This is a genomic window from Streptomyces sp. WAC07094 (assembly GCF_036320405.1).
In the GTDB taxonomy this organism is placed as follows: Bacteria; Actinomycetota; Actinomycetes; order Streptomycetales; family Streptomycetaceae; genus Streptomyces; species Streptomyces lannensis.
Genome location: NZ_JAVMJZ010000001.1, coordinates 4691569 through 4714737, shown reverse-complemented (window position 1 = coordinate 4714737; position 23169 = coordinate 4691569). Strand labels below are relative to the sequence as shown.

General features: G+C 72.2%; 18 protein-coding genes and 5 pseudogenes. 8 read left to right on the top strand and 15 right to left on the bottom strand.

Annotated elements, in window-relative coordinates:
* Nucleotides 1-69 precede the first annotated feature (69 nt).
* Nucleotides 70-2406: a PQQ-binding-like beta-propeller repeat protein gene (locus tag RCR19_RS20855; RefSeq protein ID WP_331266505.1), complete on the bottom strand. Its 2337-nt coding sequence runs from the start codon at nucleotides 2404-2406 to the stop codon at nucleotides 70-72.
* Nucleotides 2407-2694: 288 nt separating this feature from the next.
* Nucleotides 2695-3483, bottom strand: a complete 789-nt coding sequence (locus tag RCR19_RS20850) for a VOC family protein (protein ID WP_331266504.1) — start codon at nucleotides 3481-3483, stop codon at nucleotides 2695-2697.
* Nucleotides 3484-3626: 143 nt separating this feature from the next.
* On the opposite strand from RCR19_RS20850, the gene RCR19_RS20845 reads away from it, so the two are divergent.
* Nucleotides 3627-4274 (top strand): TetR family transcriptional regulator, encoded by a 648-nt coding sequence (locus RCR19_RS20845; RefSeq protein WP_079050609.1) that lies wholly within the window; start codon nucleotides 3627-3629, stop codon nucleotides 4272-4274.
* 110 nt (nucleotides 4275-4384) lie between these two features.
* Here RCR19_RS20845 and RCR19_RS20840 read toward each other — a convergent pair whose 3' ends face one another.
* A complete protein-coding gene (locus RCR19_RS20840; protein ID WP_331266503.1) occupies nucleotides 4385-4846 on the bottom strand; it encodes an Lrp/AsnC family transcriptional regulator in 462 nt (153 codons plus the stop codon).
* Between the two features lie 82 nt (nucleotides 4847-4928).
* Here RCR19_RS20840 and RCR19_RS20835 point away from each other — a divergent pair, with 82 nt between their 5' ends.
* Nucleotides 4929-5555 (top strand): LysE family translocator, encoded by a 627-nt coding sequence (locus tag RCR19_RS20835; protein ID WP_331266502.1) that lies wholly within the window; start codon nucleotides 4929-4931, stop codon nucleotides 5553-5555.
* Between the two features lie 80 nt (nucleotides 5556-5635).
* Here the strand turns inward: RCR19_RS20835 and RCR19_RS20830 are convergent, their stop codons facing one another.
* Nucleotides 5636-6109: a nitroreductase family deazaflavin-dependent oxidoreductase gene (locus RCR19_RS20830; protein WP_331266501.1), complete on the bottom strand. Its 474-nt coding sequence runs from the start codon at nucleotides 6107-6109 to the stop codon at nucleotides 5636-5638.
* A complete protein-coding gene (locus RCR19_RS20825) occupies nucleotides 6106-7281 on the bottom strand; it encodes an acyl-CoA dehydrogenase family protein (RefSeq protein WP_331269504.1) in 1176 nt (391 codons plus the stop codon). Before RCR19_RS20825 ends, RCR19_RS20830 begins: the two co-directional genes overlap by 4 nt.
* 97 nt (nucleotides 7282-7378) lie before the next feature.
* Here RCR19_RS20825 and RCR19_RS20820 point away from each other — a divergent pair, with 97 nt between their 5' ends.
* Nucleotides 7379-8551, top strand: a complete 1173-nt coding sequence (locus RCR19_RS20820) for an acetyl-CoA acetyltransferase (RefSeq protein WP_331266500.1) — start codon at nucleotides 7379-7381, stop codon at nucleotides 8549-8551.
* Nucleotides 8552-8652: 101 nt separating this feature from the next.
* Complete coding sequence (locus RCR19_RS20815) at nucleotides 8653-9318, top strand: pyridoxal 5'-phosphate synthase (RefSeq protein ID WP_331266499.1); 666 nt, start codon at nucleotides 8653-8655, stop codon at nucleotides 9316-9318.
* A gap of 37 nt (nucleotides 9319-9355) precedes the next feature.
* On the opposite strand, the gene RCR19_RS20810 is transcribed toward RCR19_RS20815, so the two are convergent.
* From RCR19_RS20810 to RCR19_RS20800, 3 genes and pseudogenes are all read right to left on the bottom strand, one after another.
* Nucleotides 9356-9964 carry a GNAT family protein gene (locus tag RCR19_RS20810; RefSeq protein ID WP_331266498.1) on the bottom strand — a complete coding sequence of 203 codons (609 nt, stop codon included), beginning with the start codon at nucleotides 9962-9964 and terminating at the stop codon, nucleotides 9356-9358.
* 67 nt (nucleotides 9965-10031) lie between these two features.
* Nucleotides 10032-10459 (bottom strand): annotated as a pseudogene (locus RCR19_RS20805) (OB-fold domain-containing protein).
* Nucleotides 10456-10908: a DoxX family protein gene (locus tag RCR19_RS20800; protein WP_331266497.1), complete on the bottom strand. Its 453-nt coding sequence runs from the start codon at nucleotides 10906-10908 to the stop codon at nucleotides 10456-10458. Before RCR19_RS20800 ends, RCR19_RS20805 begins: the two are co-directional and overlap by 4 nt.
* 258 nt (nucleotides 10909-11166) lie before the next feature.
* Here RCR19_RS20800 and RCR19_RS20795 point away from each other — a divergent pair, with 258 nt between their 5' ends.
* Together RCR19_RS20795 and RCR19_RS20790 are read left to right on the top strand one after the other, a co-directional pair.
* Complete coding sequence (locus RCR19_RS20795) at nucleotides 11167-12366, top strand: NAD(P)/FAD-dependent oxidoreductase (protein ID WP_331266496.1); 1200 nt, start codon at nucleotides 11167-11169, stop codon at nucleotides 12364-12366.
* Nucleotides 12367-12577: 211 nt separating this feature from the next.
* A pseudogene (locus RCR19_RS20790) lies at nucleotides 12578-13597 on the top strand (CoA-binding protein); the annotation flags it as partial.
* A 108-nt stretch (nucleotides 13598-13705) separates the two neighbouring features.
* On the opposite strand, the gene RCR19_RS20785 reads toward RCR19_RS20790, so the two are convergent.
* The gene (locus RCR19_RS20785; protein WP_331266495.1) at nucleotides 13706-15010 is read right to left on the bottom strand and encodes an MFS transporter; all 1305 of its coding nucleotides are present in this window, start codon (nucleotides 15008-15010) and stop codon (nucleotides 13706-13708) included.
* A 71-nt stretch (nucleotides 15011-15081) separates the two neighbouring features.
* On the opposite strand from RCR19_RS20785, the gene RCR19_RS20780 reads away from it, so the two are divergent.
* Complete coding sequence (locus RCR19_RS20780) at nucleotides 15082-16143, top strand: helix-turn-helix domain-containing protein (protein ID WP_331266494.1); 1062 nt, start codon at nucleotides 15082-15084, stop codon at nucleotides 16141-16143.
* Nucleotides 16144-16176: 33 nt separating this feature from the next.
* On the opposite strand, the pseudogene RCR19_RS20775 reads toward RCR19_RS20780, so the two are convergent.
* From RCR19_RS20775 to RCR19_RS20765, 3 genes and pseudogenes are all read right to left on the bottom strand, one after another.
* Nucleotides 16177-17319: pseudogene (locus tag RCR19_RS20775) on the bottom strand (MFS transporter); the annotation flags it as partial.
* Nucleotides 17320-17410: 91 nt separating this feature from the next.
* Complete coding sequence (locus RCR19_RS20770) at nucleotides 17411-18460, bottom strand: Zn-dependent alcohol dehydrogenase (RefSeq protein WP_331269503.1); 1050 nt, start codon at nucleotides 18458-18460, stop codon at nucleotides 17411-17413.
* Between the two features lie 21 nt (nucleotides 18461-18481).
* The gene (locus tag RCR19_RS20765) at nucleotides 18482-19345 is read right to left on the bottom strand and encodes an SDR family NAD(P)-dependent oxidoreductase (RefSeq protein ID WP_331266493.1); all 864 of its coding nucleotides are present in this window, start codon (nucleotides 19343-19345) and stop codon (nucleotides 18482-18484) included.
* Between the two features lie 84 nt (nucleotides 19346-19429).
* Here RCR19_RS20765 and RCR19_RS20760 point away from each other — a divergent pair.
* Nucleotides 19430-20355: pseudogene (locus RCR19_RS20760) on the top strand (cyclase family protein).
* A 434-nt stretch (nucleotides 20356-20789) separates the two neighbouring features.
* Here the strand turns inward: RCR19_RS20760 and RCR19_RS20755 are convergent.
* From RCR19_RS20755 to RCR19_RS20745, 3 genes and pseudogenes are all read right to left on the bottom strand, one after another.
* On the bottom strand, nucleotides 20790-21284 hold the full coding sequence (locus tag RCR19_RS20755; RefSeq protein ID WP_331266492.1) for an ATP-binding protein: 495 nt from the start codon (nucleotides 21282-21284) through the stop codon (nucleotides 20790-20792).
* Between the two features lie 479 nt (nucleotides 21285-21763).
* Nucleotides 21764-21949, bottom strand: a pseudogene (locus tag RCR19_RS20750) (acyl-CoA dehydrogenase); the annotation flags it as partial.
* Between the two features lie 26 nt (nucleotides 21950-21975).
* Complete coding sequence (locus RCR19_RS20745; RefSeq protein WP_331266491.1) at nucleotides 21976-23169, bottom strand: amidohydrolase family protein; 1194 nt, start codon at nucleotides 23167-23169, stop codon at nucleotides 21976-21978.

The window sequence follows — 23169 nt, the reverse complement described above, 5'->3', positions numbered from 1 at the left end:
GCGGTGACGGCCGCCGTCCGGCGCCCCTTCCGTCAGGCCTGGTGCGACGGCCGTCCGGCTCACACCGGCTCAGGTGGTCCGGGCCGTCCCCGTCCCCTTCTCCGCGTCCAGGGCGTACACGCAGCGGTCCTTGCTGCACGCGTACACCACACCGTCCTTGACGACCGGCGCACCGGTGATCTCGCCCCCGGTCGCCAGCTTCCAGCGCAGCCGGCCGTCGTCGGCCTTCAGCGTGTAGAGCAGATGGTCCGTGGAGCCGAAGTGGATGCGGCCCTCGGCCACCGCCGGGGAGCCCACGATGTCGCCGCCCGCCTGGAAGCGCCACTTGGGGGTGCCCGTGACCGCGTCCAGCGTGTAGAGGCCCTTGCCGCTGCCCACATGGACGTGCCCCGCGGCCACCAGGACCGGTTCGATCGCGGCACGCGACTCGGTGGCGATGCGCCAGCGGTCGCGGCCGTCCGCCGCGTCGAGGGCGTACACCGTGCCGAGGTAGTCCGCGAGATAGATGCCGCCGCCCGTCACCGCCGGACCCGGCACGAACGTCGGCGGGCACAGGAACACCGCCGGCGCCTCGAAGTGCCAGCGCACCATTCCGCTCGACACCTCGACGGCAAGGACCCGGGTGCCGGCCGAGACGTACACATAGCCGTCCGCGGCCTGCGTCAGGCGCACGGGGACACCGCCGCACGAGGCGGCGTCCCCGATCGGGTAGGACCAGCGCTCCTCGCCGGTACGGGCCTCCAGCGCCCGCAGCCGGGCGTCCTTCCACACGTACACCGTGCCGTCGTGGACCACCGGTCCGGCCTCGGGCGACTCGAAGTCCGTCTGGGCACCGGTGATCTCCCACAGCTTCTGCCCGCTGGACGCCTCCCACGCCTGGACGCCGCCGCCGCGGGTGCCGGTGACGACCGTGCCGCGGTCGGCCTTGAGGGAGTACACCCAGCCGTCCATGGACAGCCGCCACAGGTCCGAGCCCTCACGGGCGTCCAGGGCGAACAGCGTCGGCCCGTCGGAGGCGTGCACGCGGCCGTCCGCGACCTCCATCGACCAGGCCACGTCCCGGGTCTTGAAGCGGCGTCTGCCCGTCGCCACGTCCAGCGCGTGCACCTCGAAGGACGTGACGTAGACGAGGTCGTCGGCGACGGAAGGGGTGCCCCAGACGTCGTTCGACATCCGAAAGCGCCACGGCCGCCATCCGGAGGCGCTCTCCGGGGGCGCGATCGCGGGGGCGACCGCGGCGGCCCCGACCAGGCCGTTGACGCCGGGACCCGGGCGGGACCAGGAAGCGACCAGGCCCGCCTCCGGGGGCGGCGCCTTGACCGCGGCGGCCCGTGCGTCGGCGACCCGCGGCCCGGGCCCGATGGGCACGGCGGCACCGGCGAGCCGCACCGGTCCGGCGTCGGGCGCCCCGACCGGAACCGGCACCGGGGGGTGCGGGGGCGGAGGCGGCACCGCCGGGCGGGCGCCCCCGCCGCTGCGGTTGCCCGAGGAGGACGGCTTCACCGCCGGACGCCCGCCCCGGCGCGACTCGATCAGGCCCACGGCCTTCTCGGGCAGCCACGCGGACGCCGTACCGCTGTCGTCGGACCCCGAGCCGAAGAGGTGCGGCGCGAGCTGCGCCTGGAGGTCGGCCGGGTTCGGACGGCCGGTCGCCTCCATCTGCATGCAGGACTCGATCAGCGGACGCAGTTCGTCCGGCAGCCCCGAGAGGTCCGGGCCCTCGCGCAGCAGCATGAACACGGTCTCGACGGGGTTGGCGCCGTGGAAGGGGGGATGTCCGGTGGCCGCGAAGACGAGCATCGAGCCGAGCGAGAAGACGTCGCTCGCCCCCGTCACGCTGCGCGAGTCCTTCGCCTGCTCGGGGGACATGTACGCCGGGGTGCCGACGGCGACGTTCGTCATCGTAAGCCGCGTGTTCGACACCCCGGAGGCGATACCGAAGTCGATCACCCGTGGACCGTCCTCGACGACGAGCACGTTCGACGGCTTCAGGTCGCGGTGCACCAGGCCCGCCCCGTGGATGGACTGCAACGCCTCCGCGACGCCGGCCGCCAGCCAGCGCACGGCCTGGGCCGGCAGCGGCCCGCAGTCGGTCACTATCTCCTCGAGGGAGGGTGCGGGCACGTATGCGGTGGCGAGCCACGGCACGGCCGCGCGCGGGTCGGCGTCGACCACGGCCGCCGTGTAGAAGCCGGAGACCGCGCGCGCGGCCTCGACCTCACGTGTGAAGCGCACACGGAAGAGCTGGTCCTCGGCCAGCTCGGTGCGCACCGTCTTGATAGCCACGCGCCTGCCGGACGCCGAGCGCGCGAGATAGACCAGCCCCATGCCGCCGGCACCCAGCCGTCCCAGCACCTCGAACGGCCCGATCCGGCGCGGATCGTGCTGTGTCAGCTGATCCACCACTTGCCTGCCACCTCCCCGTACGGGTCGCGTCATCCGCCTTGTGCACGCGACCCCGTGCAGCGTCTCACCACCGCACCGCCATGGCGGCACGCAGCCCGATTCTCCCTGTCCGGGCCACTGGTTGCGAACCCGGGGGCGGATCGGGGTGTCTCAGGACAAAACCATGCCGGACCGCCCTTCGGGAAGCAGGCGCCCGCATCATGAAACGCCTGAGGCGCCCGTGAAGTGCCGCCCCGCGCGCCCCCGCCGTGCCACGAAGTGCGGCCCCTGACGGGGAAAGGGCCCCGGTCAGCGCTGGAGCAGTGCGAAGGAAGCCCCCTGATCGTCCGTGACCACCGCCACCCATCCGTACGAGGTCTCGAACGGTGGTACCTGTACGCGACCGCCGAGCCGGCTCAGCACGCCGAGCGCGGCCGCGCCGTCCGCGACACCGAAGTGGACGAGGAAGTGGGGCGGCATCTCGGCCGGGAAGACGTCCAGCAGGGATGCGCGACCGAAGTCGGGCACCGCGTCCGGGCCGAACAGGGCGTCGTGGAACAGACCCGTGTAGAAGGTGTTCGCGGCGGCCGTGTCCCGCGCGTAGAGCTCGGCCCAGGTGAAGGAGCCGGGTTCGTGCCGCCTTCCGAAGCCCGGGTGCGTACCGGCCTGCCACAGTCCGAAGACGGCGCCCTCGGGGTCGGCGGCCAGCCCCATGGCGCCCAGCGAATCCACCGGCGTGGGCGGAACGACGATCCGGCCCCCTGCCGACCGGATCCGCCCGGAGAGCGCCGTGGCGTCGGGCGTCGCGAAGTACACCGTCCAGACGGTGGGCATCCGCCCGTTCCGCTTGGGCACCAGCGCGGCCACCGTCTCGCCGCCCGAACGGGCCCACACCGAGCCCCGGGCGTTCTCGAAGTCCCATCCGAAGACGCCGCCGTAGAACCGCTTGCCCGCCTCGACGTCGGGCAGGTGCGCGTCGATCCAGCAGGGGACCCCCTCCGGGAAGGCGGGCCCGTCCGGATCCTCACGACCGGAGGTGCCCTCTCCAGGGCTCGCACCGTTCCCGCCTGGCGGGGTCGAGGGCGGATTTTCGGCCATGCCGCCAACTTAAGGGCGCTTCCCGTCGGGCGCGCGCCCGCGTACTCCCTTCTCACACGCCCGGGGAGCGGTTGTGCACCCCCCTACTCCCCATTTGCAGTCGGCCGAATCGCGCTCCGATCACCCCTCGGTAAGCTGACGGCATGACAGGACAAGTGCGTACCGTCGACGGCCGCGTGGCGGGTCGGCGTGGGCAGGCGACCCGGCAGAAGCTGCTCGACTGCCTCAGCGAGATGCTCAGCTCGTCGCCGTACCGGGACGTCAAAGTCATTGATGTCGCCCGGAAGGCCGGGACGTCGCCGGCGACCTTCTACCAGTACTTCCCGGACGTCGAAGGCGCCGTCCTGGAGATCGCCGAGCAAATGGCCGCGGAGGGCGCGGGGTTGACCGCGCTGCTCGAAGGGCGCTCGTGGGTCGGCAAGACGGGCTGGCAGACCGCGCAGGAACTCGTCGACGGATTCCTCGAGTTCTGGCGCAAACACGACGCGATCCTGCGGGTCGTCGACCTCGGGGCGGCCGAGGGCGACAAGCGCTTCTACAAGATCCGCATGAAGATCCTCAACTCGGTGAACAACTCCCTGGCGGACTCCATCACCGAACTCCAGTCCAAAGGCAGGGTCGACAAGGACGTGAACCCGGCGGCCGTGGCCGGTTCGCTCGTGGCGATGCTCGCGTCCGTGGCCTCGCACCAGAAGGGCTTCCAGTCCTGGGGCGTCAAACAGGCCGAACTGAAACCGAACCTCGCACTGTTGGTGCATCTGGGTGTCACGGGGAAGAAGCCGACGAAGTAGGCGTTCGTCACGCTGCGTCGCCGTAAGCTTTTCCCTGCCCTGGTCGGCTGTTCCAGCCCAAGTTCTGTCATGCGGGCGGTGGTTCACTCCGGTGGACCATCGCCCGCTGCTCATGTGCGGGTGGCGGGCAGCGGACGGTCCTCCACCACGTGCTTCATCACCAGGGTGGACGTCAGCCGCCCCACGCCGGGAAGCGTGGCGAGGCGCTCGTCGTACAGCCGCTGGAAGGCGGCTAGGTCGCCGGTGGCGATCCGCAGCAGATAGTCCGGGTCGCCGAACAGCCGCTGCGCCTCCAGGACGTGCTCCACCTCGCCGATCGCCCGCTCGAACTCGGCGACGGTGTCCCTGTCCTCTTGGCGCATCGAGACGAAGACCAGCGCCTCGAAGTTCAGCCCGAGTGCGGCCGGGTCCACGACCGCCCGGTACCCGCGTATCGCCCCGCTCCGCTCCAGCTCGCGCAGCCGCCGGTGGCACGGCGAGACGCTGAGCCGCACCCGCGCGGCCAGCTCCGTCACGGTCAGCCGCCCGTCCCGCTGGAGCTCGGCAAGGATTTCCCGATCCACACTGTCCATGAGACAGATTCTCCCTCGAAACGGGCTGCTTTGTGCAAATTCAAGGAACACTTTCGGGCCGATCCCGCCTAATGTCACCGGCATGGACACGGGAACCTTGATGTCTTTCCTCGCCGTGGACCTGCTTCTGGTGTGTGTGCCGGGTGCGGACTGGGCGTACGCGATCGCGGCGGGCTTGCGGGGGCGGTCGGTGGTCCCGGCGGTGGCGGGCCTGGTGGCCGGGTACGCGGCGCACACGGCCCTTGCGGCGGCGGGGCTCGTGGTTCTGGTGGCGGGGTCACCCGGGTTGCTGACGGCGCTGACGGTGGCCGGAGCCGGATATCTGGTCCGGCTGGGCTGGCAGGTGCTGCGCCGCCCCGGCACTCCGGGCGCGGCGCCGGAGGGCACCACCGGCACGTCGCCGGCCATCGGCTTCCTGCGGGGCGCGGCGATCAGCGGACTGAACCCCAAGGGGCTGCTGCTGTTTCTCTCGGTGCTGCCCCAGTTCCTGGTCACGCGGGGTGCGCACCCGCCGGTGGCGGTGCAGACGGGGGTGCTCGGCCTGGCGCACATGGCGTGCTGCGCCGCCGTCTACCTGACCGTCGGCACCCTGGCCCGGGCCGTGCTGCGCACTCACCCTTCCGCCACCCGTGCGGTCACCCGGACAAGCGGCGCGGCGATGCTGGGGATCGGTGCGTTCCTGCTGGTGGAGCGTCTGGCGACGATCTGAACGACGCGTCGGCCCCGCACCGGCCCACCGCCGGGCCGATCGCCCGCCGGCCCGGCGATCGGCGCCGCCCGACGGCCTGATCACCGCCGCACGAGCCGGAACAACCGGATCTCCCGCTCCACCCGCTCCTGGTACGTCGCGTACGGGGGCCAGAAGGCCACGACCGCCTCCCAGGCCTCCGCCCGCTCACGGCCCTCCAGCAGACGGGCGGTGACCGGGACGGCCTCCCCCTTCCAGCTGATCTCGGCGTCGGGACGGACGAGGAGGTTGGCGGTCCAGGCGGGGTGACCGCTCCGCCCGAAGTTCGACCCGACGACGATCCAGCGGCCGCTGCGCTCCGGCATGCACGCCAGGGGCGTACGGCGCGGCAGCCCGCTCCTGGCTCCGGTGGAGGTGAGGACCACACCCGGCAGCATCAGGGAGCTGAGCAGGACCCTCCCCCGGGTCAGCCGATGCACCGCACGGTCCGTCGCCGGCACGACGTGGGGCGCGACCTTCGCGAAGGCGCCCATGGAGGAAAGCTTCTGCACGATCCGTACACCCGCGGACGTCATACGGCCACCTCCCGCCCCTCGAAGAGCCCGGCGGCGTCGGCGGCGTGCGCCCGCAGCCGGTGCACGGGACCGAACAGCAGCTCGTCGCCGGCCGCCCGCTTGAAGAAGAGATGCGCCTCGTGCTCCCAGGTGAACCCGATGCCGCCGTGCAGCTGGATCCCCTCGGCCGCGGCGGTCCGCAGCGCCTCCAGCGCCTGTGCCAGGGCGAGCCCGCCCACCGGCTCCCCCTGCCCGGCCGCCCAGGCCGCGTAGTAGGCCGCCGAACGAGCCGTCTGCACACTCACGTACACATCGGCCAGGCGGTGCTTCACGGCCTGGAATGACCCGATCGCCCGCCCGAACTGCTCCCGTTGCCCGACGTACTCGACGGTCCGTTCCAGCACCCGGTCGGCGGCCCCCACGGCCTCGCAGGCGAGGACGGCCGCGGCGCGGTTCCCGACGGCGGCGAGCGCGCCCGGCACATCGGCTCCGTCCTCGCCCAGCAGCTCCGCCTCGACGTCGCGCAGCCGGACCCGGGCGCGGGGACGGGTCACGTCCAGAGCCGTCTGCCGTGTCCGCAGCCCGGCATCGCGTACGAGGAACAGCAGGGTCCGCGACCGTGCGAAGCCGCCGGCGTGGGCGGCCACGAGAAGCAGCCCGGCGCTGTGCCCGTCGAGCACCTGGCCGGCCTCGCCGTACAACCGCCAGGCCCCGCGGACCCGCCGGGCCTGGACGCCGCCCGCACGCCCCCCGCCGACCCAGTCCCCCCGGTTGCCGCCGACCAGAGCGAGGGCGGTGGCGAGGGCCGTGCCCGGCACGGCCAGGGCGGCGGTCAGCTCCCCCGAGGCGATGCGGGGCAGCAGTTCGGCGCGCTGGTCCTCCGTGCCGAGCGCGAGCAGCAGCGGGGCGGCGAGGACGGCCGTCGACAGCAGCGGGGAGAGGGCCGGGCCGCGGCCGACCTCCTCGCTCGCGAGGGCCAGTTCGGTGATGGTGCAGCCGACGCCGCCGTAGTCCTCGGGAAGCGCCAGACCGGGCAGACCGAGCTGCTTGGCGAGCGTGGCCCAGAGAGCGGGGTCGTACCCGGCGTCGGTACGGACGGCGGCCCGGACGTCCTCCGGCCCGCAGCGTGCCGCGAGCACCTCCCGCACGGTGCGGCGGATCTCGTCCTGTTCGGCGGTGAAGCGGGCGTCCATGGGCAGGCCCTCTCTCATCTGACGAGGCGTCATATTAGAGCGGAGGGCCGCTCATGCACAGGTCCGGCGGTCAACGATCTGATGTACCGTCAGATCCATGACTCCCCTGACCGCTCGGAGAGCCGCGATCGCGGGCGTTTCGCTGTCCGACTGCGGCCGGGTCGACGAGGCGACGCCCTACACCCTCCACGCCCAGGCGGCCCGCCGCGCCCTGGCCGACGCGGGCCTCGACCGCGCTCTGGTGGACGGCTTCGCCTCGGCGGGGCTCGGCACACTGGCACCGGTGGAGGTCGCCGAGTACCTGGGGCTCAGACCCACCTGGGTGGACTCCACCTCCGTCGGCGGCTCCACCTGGGAGGTCATGGCGGCGCACGCCGTGGACGCGATCGCGGCCGGCCGCGCGCGGGCGGTGCTCCTGGTCTACGGCTCGACGGCCCGCGCCGACATCGGAGCGGGACGCCGCACCGGCACACTGTCCTTCGGTGCCCGCGGCCCCCTCCAGTTCGAGGTGCCCTACGGCCACACGCTCATCGCCAAGTACGCGATGGCGACCCGCCGCCACATGCACCGGTACGGCACGACGATCGAGCAGCTGGCCGAGGTGGCGGTGCAGGCGCGGGCCAACGCGTCGGCCAACCCGGAGGCGATGTTCCGCGACCCCGTCACGGTCGACGAGGTGCTGTCCGGCCCGATGATCGCGGATCCCTTCACCAGACTCCATTGCTGCATACGCTCCGACGGTGGCGCCGCGGTGCTGCTGGTGGCCGAGGACCTGGTGCCGGACTGCCGCACCGCACCGGTGTGGGTGCTCGGCGCCGGCGAGCACGTCTCGCACGCGGCCATGTCCGAGTGGCCGGACTTCACCGTGTCGCCCGCGGCCGTGAGCGGCAGGCTGGCCTTCGAGCGCGCGGGGGTGCGCCCGCAGGAGGTCGACTTCGCGGAGATCTACGACGCCTTCAGCTATATGACGCTGGTGACGCTGGAGGACCTCGGCTTCTGCGGAAAGGGCGAGGGAGGCCCGTTCGTGGAGAAGGGGCGGCTGCTGGTGCGGGGCGGGGAGCTGCCTGTGAACACCGACGGGGGCGGGCTCTCGGCCCAGCATCCCGGGATGCGGGGCCTGTTCCTGCTGGTCGAGGCGGTGCGGCAACTGCGCGGTGAGGCCGGGGACCGTCAAGTGCGTCGGCGCGGCGGCGCATTGCCCCGGCTGGGGGTCGCCTCCGGGACGGGGGGCTGGTTCTGCTCGTCGGGGACGCTGTTGCTCGGGCGGTGAGCGGTGCGAGGGCACTGCCGCGAGTGGGTCGCGGACCCGGCCGCCGCACGGACGACGGCCCGGCATGTCCCGCCCTCGGGTGCGGAGGTGATACTCGAGGCATGGGAACGGATCTTCACGAGCTGCTCAGGACCCTGAAGGTGTGGGACCCGGAGACCACCGAACTGCCCTCCTTCGACCCGGCGACGGCACCGGAGGAGCCGCTGACACTGTTCACTCAGTGGTTCGCCCGGGCGGTGGCCGCGGGACAGAGCGAACCGCACACGATGTCGCTGGCGACGGCGGACCCGGACGGCACGCCGGACGTCCGCATCGTGATGCTGCACGGCGCGGACGCGCAGGGATGGGCGTTCGCCACGCACGCGGGCAGCCGCAAGGGCCGGCAACTGGCGGCGAGACCGTATGCCGCGCTGGGCTTCTACTGGCCTGTGCAGGGCCGTCAGGTCCGGGTGCGCGGACCGGTCTCGGCCGCGCCCGCCGCCGAGGGCCGGGCGGATCTGCACGCCCGCTCGACCGGCGCGCTGGCCGCGGCGCTCACCGGCCGCCAGAGCGAAGTGCTCGGATCGGCACAGGAGTTGGCGCGCGCCTCGCAGGAGGCGTGGGAGCGGGCGCAACGGCAGCCCGATGCCCCGGTGCCGTCCTGGACGCTCTACCGCGTCCGTCCGCAGGAGGTGGAGTTCTTCCAGGGGGACGAACGGCGCCGGCATGTGCGCCTGGTCTACCGCCGATCGGAGCAGGGGTGGGCGAGGGAACTGCTGTGGCCCTGAGCGGGGAGCAGCCCCGGCCCCCCGCGATCCGTGACGGCTACGGGACCGTCGGCTCCGGGTCCCCGGCGATTCGGCCGTGCAGATGTTCGTCCCGGAAGGCGTCCTGCCGTCCCGCTTCGAACATCGCACCGCGCAAGGTGCCCTCGTACCGGAAGCCGCACCGCTCGGCTATGCGGCAGGACGCCTCATGGCCCAGGGCATGGCCCAGCTCCAGACGATGGAGGCCCAGGCCGGCAAGGGCCCAGTCGGCGGCGAGGGCCAGTGCGCGGGTGGCCACGCCCCGGCCGCGGGCCTCGGGCAGCACCCAGTAGCCGACGCGGGCGGTGCGCATGACCCGGTCGATGTCATTGACGCCGATGTGCCCGAGCGTCGTACCGCGTTCCGGGTCGGTGATCCGGAACAGGGCGCTCGTCCCGTCGGCCGCGTGCTTCGCCTTCGACCTGAGCGAGTCATGCGCGCTCTGCCGGTCCACCACGGTCATCAGGGGGGTGTTCCACCGGCGGAAGTCGGGATCCGTCAACCCCCGCAGATGCGCCTCGACATGCTCCTCGGACCCGGGGTCCCACGAGGACAGCAGCAGCCCGTGGCCGCGCAGTTCGGGGAAGGGGGTCACCAGCACCGCGGAGTTCTTCTCGAAGTCGGCCATCGGGCCATTGAAACCCGTACGGCGCCTGCGCACCTCCCGATTTCCGGCTTCCGCGACGAGGTCGCCCTCAGCCCCGGTGCGACGGCCGGAAGACCGGTACGGCGACGGACCCCACCGCCCGGAAGGCCGCCCTGAGTCCCATCCCCACGCGCAGTTCGGCCTCCCGCACTCCACCACCTCCGTCATCATCCGCGGACCCTCCGCGAGGTCGACCACGGCGGCCACATACGGCGTGCGGTCCCGGAAGGGAGGCAGGTCGTTGCGGTGGACGACGGACCAGGTGTAGAGCGTGGCCCGGCCGCTCGCCGCCTCCCAGACCACGTCCTCGCTCCAGCAGTGCGGGCAGAACTCCCGCGGGTAGTGGTGCGCGCGCCCGCACGCGGCACACCGGCGGATCAGCAGCCGCCCCCGCGCCGCCGCGTCCCAGTACGTCCGCGTGAAGGCGTCGGCCTCGGGCTCGTCGTAGCGGGGCCCGCCCTGCGGCGCCCCGCTCACCGGAACAGCCCCAGGGCGCCGTCGGCCGCCCAGGTCTGCCAGGACATCCCGAACAGGGCGACCACCGAGATCAGCGCCATCATCGAGTTCTGTCCCTGCTCGGCCCAGTCATGGATCATGAGGACGAAGTAGAGGACGTTGAGGAGCAGTCCGCCGGCCAGGGCGACCGGGGTGAGAAGGCCCGCGATCAGGCCGAGCCCGATGGCCAGTTCGGCGTGGACGACCACGTAGGCCGTCGTCCGCGGCCGGGGCGCGACCACGACGTCGAACCCCCTGCGCACCGCCGTCCACCGGTGTCCGGAGGCGACGTCCGCGGCCCACGCGATCCCGGTGCCCCGCCGGAACCACGCCTTCCTGTCCTTGTGCCGCCAGCTCTCGAGCCACCACAGGCCGAGACCGATGCGGAGCACGGCGAGCCATTCCGCTCCGGTGAGCCAGATCGTGTCCATACGGCGCCCCGCCTCCCACCGAGCCCATACCTGACGGTACGTCAGTTCAGCGCACGGACCCGCTCGGCGCAAGAGCCCCGTGCCGCACCGCAGCTTCCCGCCCTCCGCGGACGAGCGACAGGAACGCACACCCGTCCACCACAACCGGTCGGACTACGACACGCGCTCCGCGCACTCCTCCTACAGCCGTGATCGATTCGCAACCGATTCCGGTCTTGACCGAGACCCATCAACGACATGCGCGGATACGCTCCGCTCATGGCCGACTCGACCACCACTTCGTCGCGCCCAGCGGTGCCGTCGCACGAGGACCGACCGGTGTACGTCATCGGCGGCGGGCCGGGAGGGCTCGCCGCGGCGTACGCACTGCGCGCCCAGGGCGTTCGGGCCGTCGTCCTGGAGAAGTCCGACCGCGTCGGGGCGTCCTGGCGGCGCCACTACGACCGGCTGCGCCTGCACACCACGCGGCGCCTGTCGGCCCTGCCCGGACTGGCGATGCCGCGGTCCTTCGGGCGGTGGGTGGCCCGCGACGACGTGGTGCGCTATCTCGAGAAGTACGCCGAACACCACCAGTTGGAGATCGTCACCGGCGTCGAGGTCTCACGCATCGAGCCCGCGGCGGGCGGCACCGGCTGGCTGCTGCACGCCACCGGCGGCCGTGAACTGACGGGCAGCGCCGTGGTCGTCGCCACCGGCTTCAACCACACCCCGCGCATGCCGGACTGGCCCGGCCGGGACACCTACGGCGGTGAGTTCCTGCACGCCGGCGAGTACCGCAACCCGGCGCCGCACGCGGGCCGGGACGTCCTCGTGGTCGGCGTCGGCAACACGGGTGCCGAGATAGCCGTCGACCTGGCGGAGGGCGGGGCCTCCCGGGTGCGGCTGTCGGTGCGCACCTCCCCCCATGTGGTGCGCCGCTCCACGGCCGGATGGGCGGCCCAGTTCACCGGGATCCTCGTACGGCGGCTTCCGGTGCGGCTCGTCGACCGGCTGGCCGGTCCGATGGCCAGGATCAGCGTGCCGGACCTGTCGGCGCACGGTCTGCCCCGGCCCGACACCGGCCTCTACTCCCGCGTCAAGGAGGGCGCCATCCCCGTGCAGGACGTCGGACTCATCGACGCCGTGCGCAAGGGCCGGGTGGAGATCGTGGCGGCCGTCGAGGGATTCGAGGACGGCAAGGTCGTCCTGGCCGACGGCAGCCGGATCGAGCCGGACGCCGTGATCGCCGCGACCGGCTATGTACGCGCCCTGGAGGGCCTCGTGGGTCATCTGGGCGTTCTGGACGCCCACGGCAGGCCGGTCGTCCACGGTGCCCGTTGCCCGCGCACCGCCCCCGGCCTGTACTTCACCGGCTTCACCAATCCGATCAGCGGCATGTTCCGCGAACTGGCCATCGACGCCCGCAGAATCGCCAAGGCGGTGGCCCGCCGCACCGCGCGCGACCGTGCGGCACTCTGAGCCCGGGCCGGAGCCGGGCGCAGGAGGCGTCGCCGGCGGTGCGGGCACCGGGGAGGGACCGTGCCGGCGCCGACGGCACCGAGGGTGCCCGTGTCCCGGGTCGGGCCGCTGCGCACCGAGTGCCGCTCCGTCTCTTCCTGACAGTGCGTCAGTTCAGTAATCTGACACTGCGTCAGTTACCGAGCTGTATCACACAGGAGCGGGTGGACCGATGCTTGGATCAACCCACGGCACCCTCACCACCGACGCCCGCCGGGCCCGGGTCCTCGGCTGCGACGAGCAGCCCTCGCCCGTGGTGCACGGCAGGCCCGCCGAAGGTCCGGACGTCGACGTCAGCGGGCGTCCGCTGTACGCCGAGGTCCCCGATCTGGACCGGTTCTTCCGGCCCGGGTCGGTCGCCGTCGTCGGCGCGTCGGACGCCGAGGGACGGCCCAACACCGGCATCACCCGGCAGTTGCTCGACTGGGCCGGACGGGTCGGAGCCCGGGTGCATCCGGTGCACCCCACCCGCGGCTCGGTCTTCGGGGTGCCCTGTTCCCCCACTCTCTCCGACCTGCCCGAGCAGGTCGATCTGGCCGTTCTGCTCGTCTCCGACCCTCTGCCGCTGTTCGAGGAACTGGGCGCCGCCAAGGTGAAGTTCGCGGTGGCCTTCGCCTCCGGGTTCGCCGAGACCGGCAGGGAGGGCGCGGACGCGCAGGCGCGGCTCGCGGCCGCGGCGGAGCGGTCCGGGACCCGGCTGCTCGGGCCCAACACCAACCTCAACGCCTTCCAGCGGTTCCGGGACGACCTCGACGGCCCGGCCATCGCGCTCATCACCCAGTCCGGGCACCAGGGGCGGCCCGTCTTCGCCCTGCAGGAGCTGGGTGTGCGGCTCTCCCACTGGGCCCCCACCGGCAACGAGGCCGATCTGGAGACCGCCGACTTCCTCTCCTACTTCGCCGAGCAGCCCGAGGTCGGCGCCATCGCCTGCTACATCGAAGGGCTGAAGGACGGCCGCTCCTTCCTCCTCGCCGCCGACCGTGCCGCCCGGCGCGGAGTACCGGTGGTCGCGGTCAAGGTCGGCCGCACCGGGACCGGCGCCCGCACGGCCGCCTCGCACACCGGCAAACTGACCGGCGCGGACGACGTGGTCGACGCGGCGATGCGGCAGTACGGGGTCATACGCGTCGACGGGCTCGACGAACTCCAGGACACCGCCGCCCTCCTGGCCCGGGCACGCGCCCCGCGCGCCGGGTACGGGCTCTCGGGACGCGGGACGACGAGGAACCGCCGCTGCTGTTCCACCGGGGCCGGTTCGTCTAGCGGGCAGGGCACTCCGCCGCCCGGCCGGCCCTCGCGTTCAGGCGAGTGCGGGCACCACCGCCGGGCGCCGCCGGATCACCAGCGCCATCAGGGCCGCCGCCGCACACAGCGCGCCCGAGGCGTACCAGACCACGTCGTAGGAGCCGAACACATCCCGTGCGACGCCGCCCAGGAAGGCGACCAGGGCCGCGCCGACCTGGTGCGAGGCGAGGACCCAGCCGAAGACGATGGCGCTGTCCTCGCCGTACCGCTCCCGGCACAGCGCGAGGGTGGGCGGGACCGTGGCGACCCAGTCCAGGCCGTAGAAGACGATGAAGAAGATCATCGGTGGACGGACCGTCGGGGCCAGGAGCATCGGCAGGAAGAGCAGGGAGATGCCGCGCAGGGCGTAGTACACCGCGAGCAGACGCCGCGGTTCGTAGCGGTCCGTGAACCAGCCCGAGGCGACCGTGCCCAGCACGTCGAAGACGCCGATGACCGCGAGGAGGGAGGCGGCCGCCGTGATGGGCATGCCGTGGTCGTGCGCGGCCGGGACGAAGTGGGTCTGGATCAGGCCGTTCGTGGAGGCGCCGCAGATCGCGAAGGTGCCGGCCAGCAGCCAGAAGGGACCCGTGCGCACCGCCGAGAGAAGCACCGTGACCGCGCGGCGGGCGGCCCCGCGCGCCGGCTCGGGACGCGGCACGAACTCCTTCGCACCGTACGGCTTCAGGCCGACGTCGGCGGGGTGGTCGCGCAGCAGCAGCCAGACGAAGGGGATGACCGCGAGGGCGGCGAGGGAGACCGTCACCGCGGCGGGGCGCCAGCCGTGGCCCTCCACCATCCAGGACAGCACGGGAAGGAAGATCAGCTGTCCCGAGGCGGAGGCGGCGGTGAGGATCCCGCTCACCAGTCCGCGCCGCTCGGTGAACCACCGGTTGGTGACCGTCGCCGCGAAGGCCAGCGCCATCGAGCCCGTGCCCAGGCCGACCAGCAGGCCCCAGCAGAGCATGAGCTGCCAGGCCGCCGACATCCAGACGGTCGTGCCCGAGCCGATCGCGATGACCGCGAGGGCCACGGCGACGATCCGGCGGATGCCGAAGCGGTCCATGAGGGCCGCCGCGAACGGCGCGGTCAGCCCGTACAGCGCCAGGTTGACGGAGACCGCGGCGCCGATCGTGCCGCGCGACCAGCCGAACTCCTGGTGCAACGGGTCGATCAGCAGTCCGGGCAGCGAACGGAAGGCGGCGGCGCCGATGATCGTCACGAAGGTGACCGCCGCGACGAACCATGCCCGGTGGACGCGGGACGGCTTCTTGTCGCCCCGGGCGTCCTCGGTGGCTGCGGCTTCGGTTGTCTGGGTCACGACATACAGGATCCGACAGCGGATCCAGCGGATCGAGTGGCCCGAGGGACAGGGTTCGCTAGGATCGGGCCATGACCCGTGAGCCAGCGTTCCGGCCGCACCGCGTCGTCGTCCTCGCCCTCGACGGACTGCTCCCCTTCGAACTGGGCATCCCGCACCGGATCTTCGGACGCCCCAAGGACGCCGAGGGGCGGCATCTGTACGAGGTCGTCACCTGCTCCGTCCGGCCACCGGGTCCGGTCGAGACCGACGCCGACTTCGCCATCCACGTCGGCAACGGCCCGCAGGCGCTGGCCACCGCCGACACCGTCGTCATCCCGGCGTCCTACGAACTCGGCCCCGTCTTCGAGAAGGGCGTGCTCACCGAGGAGCTGGCCGCGGCGCTCGCGTACATCCGGCCGGGCACCCGGCTCGCCTCCATCTGCACCGGCGTCTACGTCCTCGCGGCCGCCGGTCGCCTCGACGGCCGGCCCGCCACCACGCACTGGGCCGAAGCCGAGCACTTCCAGCGGCTCTTCCCGCGGATCAGGGTCGACGCCGATGTGCTGTTCATCGACGACGGCGACGTCCTGACCTCGGCCGGTGTCGCGGCCGGCATCGACCTGTGCTTGCACATGGTGCGCCGCGACCACGGCACCGCCGTCGCCAACGAGGTTGCCCGCCGCACGGTCGTACCGCCCCATCGCGACGGCGGCCAGGCGCAGTACATCCACCGCCCGCTGCCGGAACCGCAGCTGGCCACCACGACCGCCGCCCGCGCCTGGGCACTCGAACGCCTCCACGAGCCCATCCAGCTGCGCGACATGGCGGAGCAGGAGTCCATGTCGGTGCGCACCTTCACACGCCGCTTCCGCGAGGAGGTCGGCGTCAGCCCCGGCCAGTGGCTGACCAGGCAGCGCGTCGAACACGCCCGGCAACTGCTGGAGTCGACCGATCTCTCGGTCGATCTGGTGGCGCGGGACGCCGGGTTCGGCACGGCCCAGTCGATGCGCCAGCACCTACAGGCGGCGCTCGGGGTCACCCCCACGGCGTATCGGCGGACGTTCCGCACGGGTGTCGCGGAGCCGGACGACCCTCCCGCCGTCCGCACCGGCGATGGAAACCGCACCCCCCTCGCCGTCGGCGAGGGATGAGCCGGCGAGGGATACGGAAGGGCGCCGCGGACCCTCGCCCCAGGCGCCCAGCGCCGTGAGCGCGAGGGTCAGGGCGACGCCCGCCATGATCGCGGTCGAGGGCGCGACGAAGTGGAGCAGGGCGCCCGCGAAGGAGCCTGTGGCCGCGTAGCCGGCGCCCACGGCCGCATACATCACCGAGTAGCCCGCGGCCAGCGCGGCGGGCGGGAGGATCTCGCGCAGGGCGAGATTCCGGGTGACCTGCGCGCCCGCCTGGAGCGCGCCACCCATGACGAGTGCCACCGCCGTCCAGGCCGTGTTCGGTGCCAGCGCGGCCAGCGTCAGGCACATCGAGAGGCCGCACATCAGCACCACGCTCCGGGCGCGCGTCCCGCCCGGCCAGGAGCGCAGCCCGTACACGAACGCGCCCACCGCCGAACCCAGGGCGAGCCCCGTCAGCAGCGGGCCCGCCCAGCCGACGGACACACCGCGCTGTTCGAGCAGGGCGGGAAGGACCAGTTCGGCGAGGGGGAGCAGGGACAGACTGGCCGCGCCCGTCACGTACACCGGCCAGGCCCGGGCGAGGAGTCGGGCCATCGACATGCCGTCCCGCTCCTCGGTGCCCGCGTCCCAGCCGGACGGCAGCAGCCACAGTCCGACGACCGAGGCGGCCATCAGGGCCGCCGCCAGGAGCAGCGGCACCCGGGGCGCCACCGCGAGAGCGAGACCGGTGACCGCGGCCGGCGACACCGCCCAGATGCCGGACATCAGCATCGACTCGGCGGACAGGGCCTGGGCGACGGCCCGCCCGGGGACGAGGGCCGTGAGCAGCGAGCGCAGGCCGCCGGGGGCCGCCGCCGGGGCGCCGCCCGCGAGAAACGCCAGCACCGCGAGGACCGCCACGGGCGCGGCCGGGAACGCGCCGAGGCCCGCGAAACCGGCCGCCCCCACCGCGAGGCCCACGGCCAGATGGGAGCGGGCACGGTCCGGGGGCATGCGCATCCCGAGGAGAGGGGCGCCGACGATCTCGCCGATGACGTACGCGGCGGCAAGGGTGGCGCCCAGGGTGTAGCCGCCGGGCCGCTCACGGGCGAGGAAGACCAGGGCGAGCGGGGCCATGGCGACCGGCATACGGGCGCCGACGGCCACCACGGCCCAGGTCAGGACCCCTCGGGAGGCCACGTCTCGGTACGTCATGCGGCTGAAGGTAGGGGATGGCACCGACAGCGGCCCACGGGTTTTTCCCCCGCCTGTGGACAAGTCCCCGAGAGCGGTTGCCCGGAGTCGCTCAGAAGGTCAGCACGGCCCGCGCGACCTTCCCCGCGTGCGCGTCCGCCGCCGCCTTTCCGTAGTCCTCCACCGGGTACGTGGCCGTCACCAACTCGTCCAGGAGCAAACGTCCTTCACGGTAGAGCCGGGCGTAGAGCGCGATGTCCCGCTGGGGGCGGGAGGAGCCGTAGCGGCAGCCGAGGATGGACTTGTCCAGGTACATCGACGACACCAGGAACGTGGCTTCGGCCGTCGCCGGGGGCACCCCCAGGAGGATCGCCTGGCCGTGGCGGTCCAGGGAGTCGATCGCCGCGCGGATCAACTCGACCCTGCCCACGCACTCGAAGGCGTGGTCGGCGCCGCTGGGAAGCACGTCCCTCACCTCGTCGACGGAGTCGAGGAAGTCGGTGGCGCCGAACCTGCGGGCCGTCGGCTCCTTGTCCGGGTTGGCGTCCACCGCCACGATCCTCGACGCCCCGGCGATCTGGGCTCCCTGGAGCACATTGAGGCCGATCCCGCCGGTCCCGATGACAAGAACGGTCTCGCCCTGGCCCACCCGGGCCCGGTTCAGCACGGCTCCCACACCGGTCAGCACGCCGCATCCGATGAGCGCCGCCGACGGCAGCGGGATGTCCTCCGGGATGCGGACGGCCTGCACCGCCTTGACCACCGTGCGTTCCGCGAACGCGGAGTTGGACGCGAACTGGTACACCGGCCGGCCGGCCCGGGTGAACGGCTGCCCCGGTCGTCCGATCGCCTTCCGGCACATCGTCGGCCGCCCACGGTCGCACTCGGCGCACGTCCCGCAGTTCGCCAGGGTCGACAGCGACACATGGTCGCCCGGCCGGACATGCGTGACCCCCTCGCCCACCGCCGCGACGACGCCCGCGCCCTCGTGGCCCAGCACCACGGGGCACGGGAACGGAATGGTCCCGTCCACCACGGACAGGTCGCTGTGGCACAGCCCCGCCGCCGAGACCGCCACTTGCACCTCGCCGGGTCCCGGCTCCCTCACCTCCAGGTCGCTGACAACCTGCGGCCGTGTGCCGTCGTAGAGCACGCCTCGTATGGTCCCTGGCATCGCAACTCCTCAGCCCTTCGGTCCCCTGGGTTCCTTCGGCAGACCGAGCACACGCTCGGCGATGATCGTGCGCTGGATCTGGTCCGAGCCGCCGTAGACGGTGTCGGCCCGGCTGAAGAGGAACAGGTGCTGGAACGGGTCGAGTTCGTACGGTGCCTCCGGCGACCAGTCGGTGGGGCCCACCGCCCCGGCGGCGCCCCGCACCTGCATCGCCAGCTCGCCCAGCCGCTGGTGCCAGCGGCCCCACAGGAGCTTGGCGACGCTCGGGGCGCCCGGATCCGCCGCGGCACCCAGCGTGCGCAGGGCGTTCCAGCGCATGGCCCGCAGTTCGGCCCACTGCGCCACGAGGCGGTCGCGCACGACCGGGTCGCTCGCGGCACCCGTCGCCACCGCCGCCCGTACGACATCGCCCAGTTCCCGTGCGAAACCGATCAGCGTGCCGGAGCGCTGTGCGCGCATCACCGCCGACGCCGCGCGGAACACCGTGAACGTGCCTTTGAGGTGGGTCGCGAGGACCGGGTCCCACTCCTCCTCGGTCATGTTGAAGAGCATCCGCTCGCGCAGGATGCCCGTCACGCACAACACCCCGTCCAGGTGCCCGTAGCGGGAGAGCGCCTCGTCCACCACTCGTTGTCCGCCCGCCATCGTGGAGATGTCGTCGGCGACCGCGACGGCCTCGCCGCCCGCCGCACCGATCTCCTTCACGACGGCCTCGGCCACCTCGCTCGTGGGGGAGGCGCCCTCCACCGACACCCCGTGGTCGTTGACGACCACCCGTGCGCCCTCCGCCGCCGCGGCCAGCGCCACCGCCCGTCCGATCCCGCGGCCCGCGCCCGTCACGGCGACGACCTTGCCTGCCAAGAAGTTCCCCACGCCCGACCCCTTCCCGCGGTTTCTGACGGACCGTTAGATTTTATGACCCGTCGGGCAGTCCGAGACAAGCCCCGGGGAGGACTCATGTCACTGCCGGCCGAGTTCCACGAGATGGCCAAGCGCGTGAACAACTGGGGACGTTGGGGCGATGACGACGAGATCGGGACCCTGAACCTCATCACCGACGAGGTGGTGAGGGAGGCGGCGGCCTGCGTTCGCAGCGGCCGGCGTGTACCGCTCGCCCTGCCCCTCCGGCAGGACGGGGTGCAGACCGGCCTCATCCCGGACGGGTCAATCCGCTGCACGTGATGGTGCAGATCAACCAGGAGATCTTCGGGTCCGGCGGTGCGGCGTGCAGCGACGACGTGGTGACCATGGGGCTCCAGGCGGCGACCCACTGGGACGCGCTCACCCACGTCTCGCACTCCGGAAAGCTCTACAACGGGCGCCCGGCCGGCACGATCACGCCCCACAGCGGCGCCGCGTTCGGCGGGATCGACAAGCCCCCGCACATCGTCTCGCGCGGGGTGCTGCTCGACGTGCCCCGGGCGCTCGGCCGGAACCGGCTCGACGGCGCGCACGCCGTGACCCCGGAGGACCTCGACGCCGCCGAGGAACTCGCCGGTACACGTGTACGGGCCGGAGACATCGTGCTTGTGCGGACCGGGCAGATCCAGACCTATCTGGCGGGCGACAAGCACGGGTACGGGTATCCGTCGCCGGGGCTGTCGGTGCGGACCCCGCAGTGGTTCCATGCGCGCGACGTGGCGGCGGTCGCGAACGACACCCTCACCTTCGAGATCTTCCCTCCCGAGATCGAGGACCTCTGGCTGCCCGTCCACGCCCTGGACCTGGTGGAGATGGGCATGCCGCAGGGCCAGAACTGGAATCTCGAAGAGTTGTCCACAGCCTGTGGACAAGAAGGCCGCTACACCTTCCTGCTGTCGGCGATGCCGGAACCGTTCACCGGCGCGACAGGAACTCCCGTGGCGCCGGTGGCGATCCTCTAGGAGCAGGGTCCGCGCGGAGAAGGGCCGGGTGGCGGCGCGCCTGCTGACCACGCTCGAGCGGGAGGCGCCCCGCCTCACCCGAGCACGGCACCGCGCACCGCCATCCGGCTCGGCGTACCCGCCCTGCCCCCGGACGGTCCCGCGGACCGCCCTCCCCGTGAGAGGCCGACGCCGAATCACGATCCGCACTCGTCGAGGACCCCCGTCACCGGAGCCCTCGGCGTCCCCTCACGGCGAATCGCTGTCCATAAGCGTGATCAAACGAATACGCGACGTCAACAGCAGCCGGTCAACTCATCACCTATGCCCCATTTATGACGGCGCGTGCGGATGCACGGCCCGGCGCACCCGACGTCGGTCCGCTCCGGCCCTCCGCAGCCCGCACGGCCGCGCACACAAGCGTGCGCACCGTCGTACCTCCCGGGCCCTTTCGGCTACACCACGCCGTAGGCGAACTCCTGAGGCACCCGGCCCACTTCGTACGCCGCCGCCCTGCCCGCGGCTCCGGCCGCACGGCGGTCCACCTCACACCAGATGCGCTTGCCCACGCCCTCCGGATCCCAGCCCCAGCGGTCCGCGAGGCCGTCGACGAGCTCCAGGCCGCGGCCGCCCGTCTCGTCACCCATCGCATGCCGGGGAGCCGGCGGCCGGGCGCTGGCGTCGGCCACCTCGAGGCGGACCGTGCCGGCCGCGGCGCAAGAGGACGACTCGTCCCGCACACCCGTCAGCAGCAGGCGCAGCACGGCGGGACAGCCGGTGTGCACCACGGCGTTGGTGACGAGTTCGGAGACGAGCAGAACCAGCGTCTCGGCCAGTGGCTCGTCCGCCGCTATGCCCGACCCCACGAGCCGGGAGCGGGCCCATCGGCGGGCCCGCCCCACTTCCGCGGGGTCGGGCCGGATCTCCAGCTGCACTTGAAGCACCTGCACCGCTCACACCATCCGAACCGGCGGACACATCGCCTCGCGCCTCGCAAGGGCCACGATCGTGGTCATCGTCTGCATGGCAGGAACCAGGATCACGGACCGTGAATCCCTTGCACGACAGCATGGTTGACGTACAGTCACCCCAACAAGCGCTTCGGGCATATTCCAGCGCGAAGGAGTACGCGTGCGGCATACTGTGCGACGCTCGCCGTGGTGAGTCGAACAGGCAGGTACGACGGGCCGCCCTGCCCTGCGGGCGGTACGCAGCGCCGGATCCGGCGCCGCCACAGAGGCCGCACCGGGCTCGCTCGGACTCGGAACCGCTCGCATCCCACACAAGGTACCCGAGCACCGCGCCGACTCCAGTCCGTGACAAGTCACGCGTAGGACACAACCCGGTATCAACGCTCAGTGACACCGGATTGCCACAATCCGCGACATCTTCCACGGGCCGGCTCGACGGCATGCCTGCACACAGCCGCTCACCCGGCATCGGACAGTAGATCGGCGGCCAGAAGTTCATCACTCTCCGTATGCAACCCTGAGCGCTGGGTCCGCACCCATGCCCGCTTCAGCAGCAGGTGCACATCGGACTCCCAGGTGAACCCCATGCCGCCGTGCACCTGAAGGCAGTCGCGGGCACCACGGACGGCGGCGTCGTCGGCGAGTTCCTCGGGCGAGTCGGCGAGATCCGCTAGCGGTCCAGGTCGAGTGCGAGCATCCGGATCGCATTGCCGCGCATCAGCTTGTGAACGGTCTCGTCGTCGAGCCCCTTCACATGGCCGAGCGCGACCTCCTTGGTGTGCGGGAAGGTCGAGTCGACGTGCGGATAGTCCGTCTCGAAGGTGGCGTTGTCACGGCCGACCACATCGAGGGAGGCGACGCCGTGCTTGTCGCGGAAGAAGCAGCAGAAGATCTGCCGGTAGTAGTACGTCGACGGCGGTTCGGGGATCAGGTCGCGGACACCGCCCCGTGCACGGTGCTCCTGCCAGACGTCGTCGGCGCGCTCCAGGGCGTAGGGGATCCAGCCCATCTGCCCCTCGGAGTAGGCGAGCTTGAGCCGCGGGTACCGCACCAGCACGCCGCTGAACAGGAAGTCCATCATCGACGCCATCGCGTTGTTGAAGGAGAGTGAGGCCTGTACGGCGGGCGGGGCGTCCGGGGACGCCGCGGGCATCTGGGAGGACGACCGGATGTGCATGTTCACGACCGTGCCGGTCTCCTCGCACACCGCGAAGAAGGGGTCCCAGTGGCCCGAGTGGATGGACGGCAGGCCGAGATGGGTGGGGATCTCGGAGAAGGTGACCGCCTTCACCCCGCGTGCGGCGTTGCGCCTGATCTCGGCGACCGCGAGGGCGACGTCCCACAGCGGGATGAGGCACAGCGGGATCAGCCGGCCGCCGCTGTCGCCGCACCACTCCTCGACCATCCAGTCGTTGTACGCGCGCACGCAGGCAAGGGCGACCTCCTTGTCGTGCGCCTCGGCGAAGGTCTGACCGCAGAAGCGGGGGAAGGTCGGGAAGCAGAGGCTGGCCTCGACATGGTTGAGGTCCATGTCCTTCAGCCGCTCCACCGGGTCCCAGCAGCCGCGCCTCATCTCCTGACGGGTGATGCCCTCCAGGGTCATCTCGTCGCGGTCGAAGCCGACGGCGGCGATGTTGCGCTTGTACGGGAACTTCAGGTCCTCGTAGATCCACCAGTCGGTCGGCGGCCCCTGCGGGTCCATCGTGATCCGGTACTTGCCGCCGACGTAGGCGAGTTCCCCGATCCCCGCCGTCAGCGGCTTGGGGCCGCGGTCCCGGTACTTCGTCGGCAGCCAGGTCTCGAAGAAGTGCGCGGGCTCGATCACATGGTCGTCGACACTGATGATGCGAGGCAGTTCGGTCAT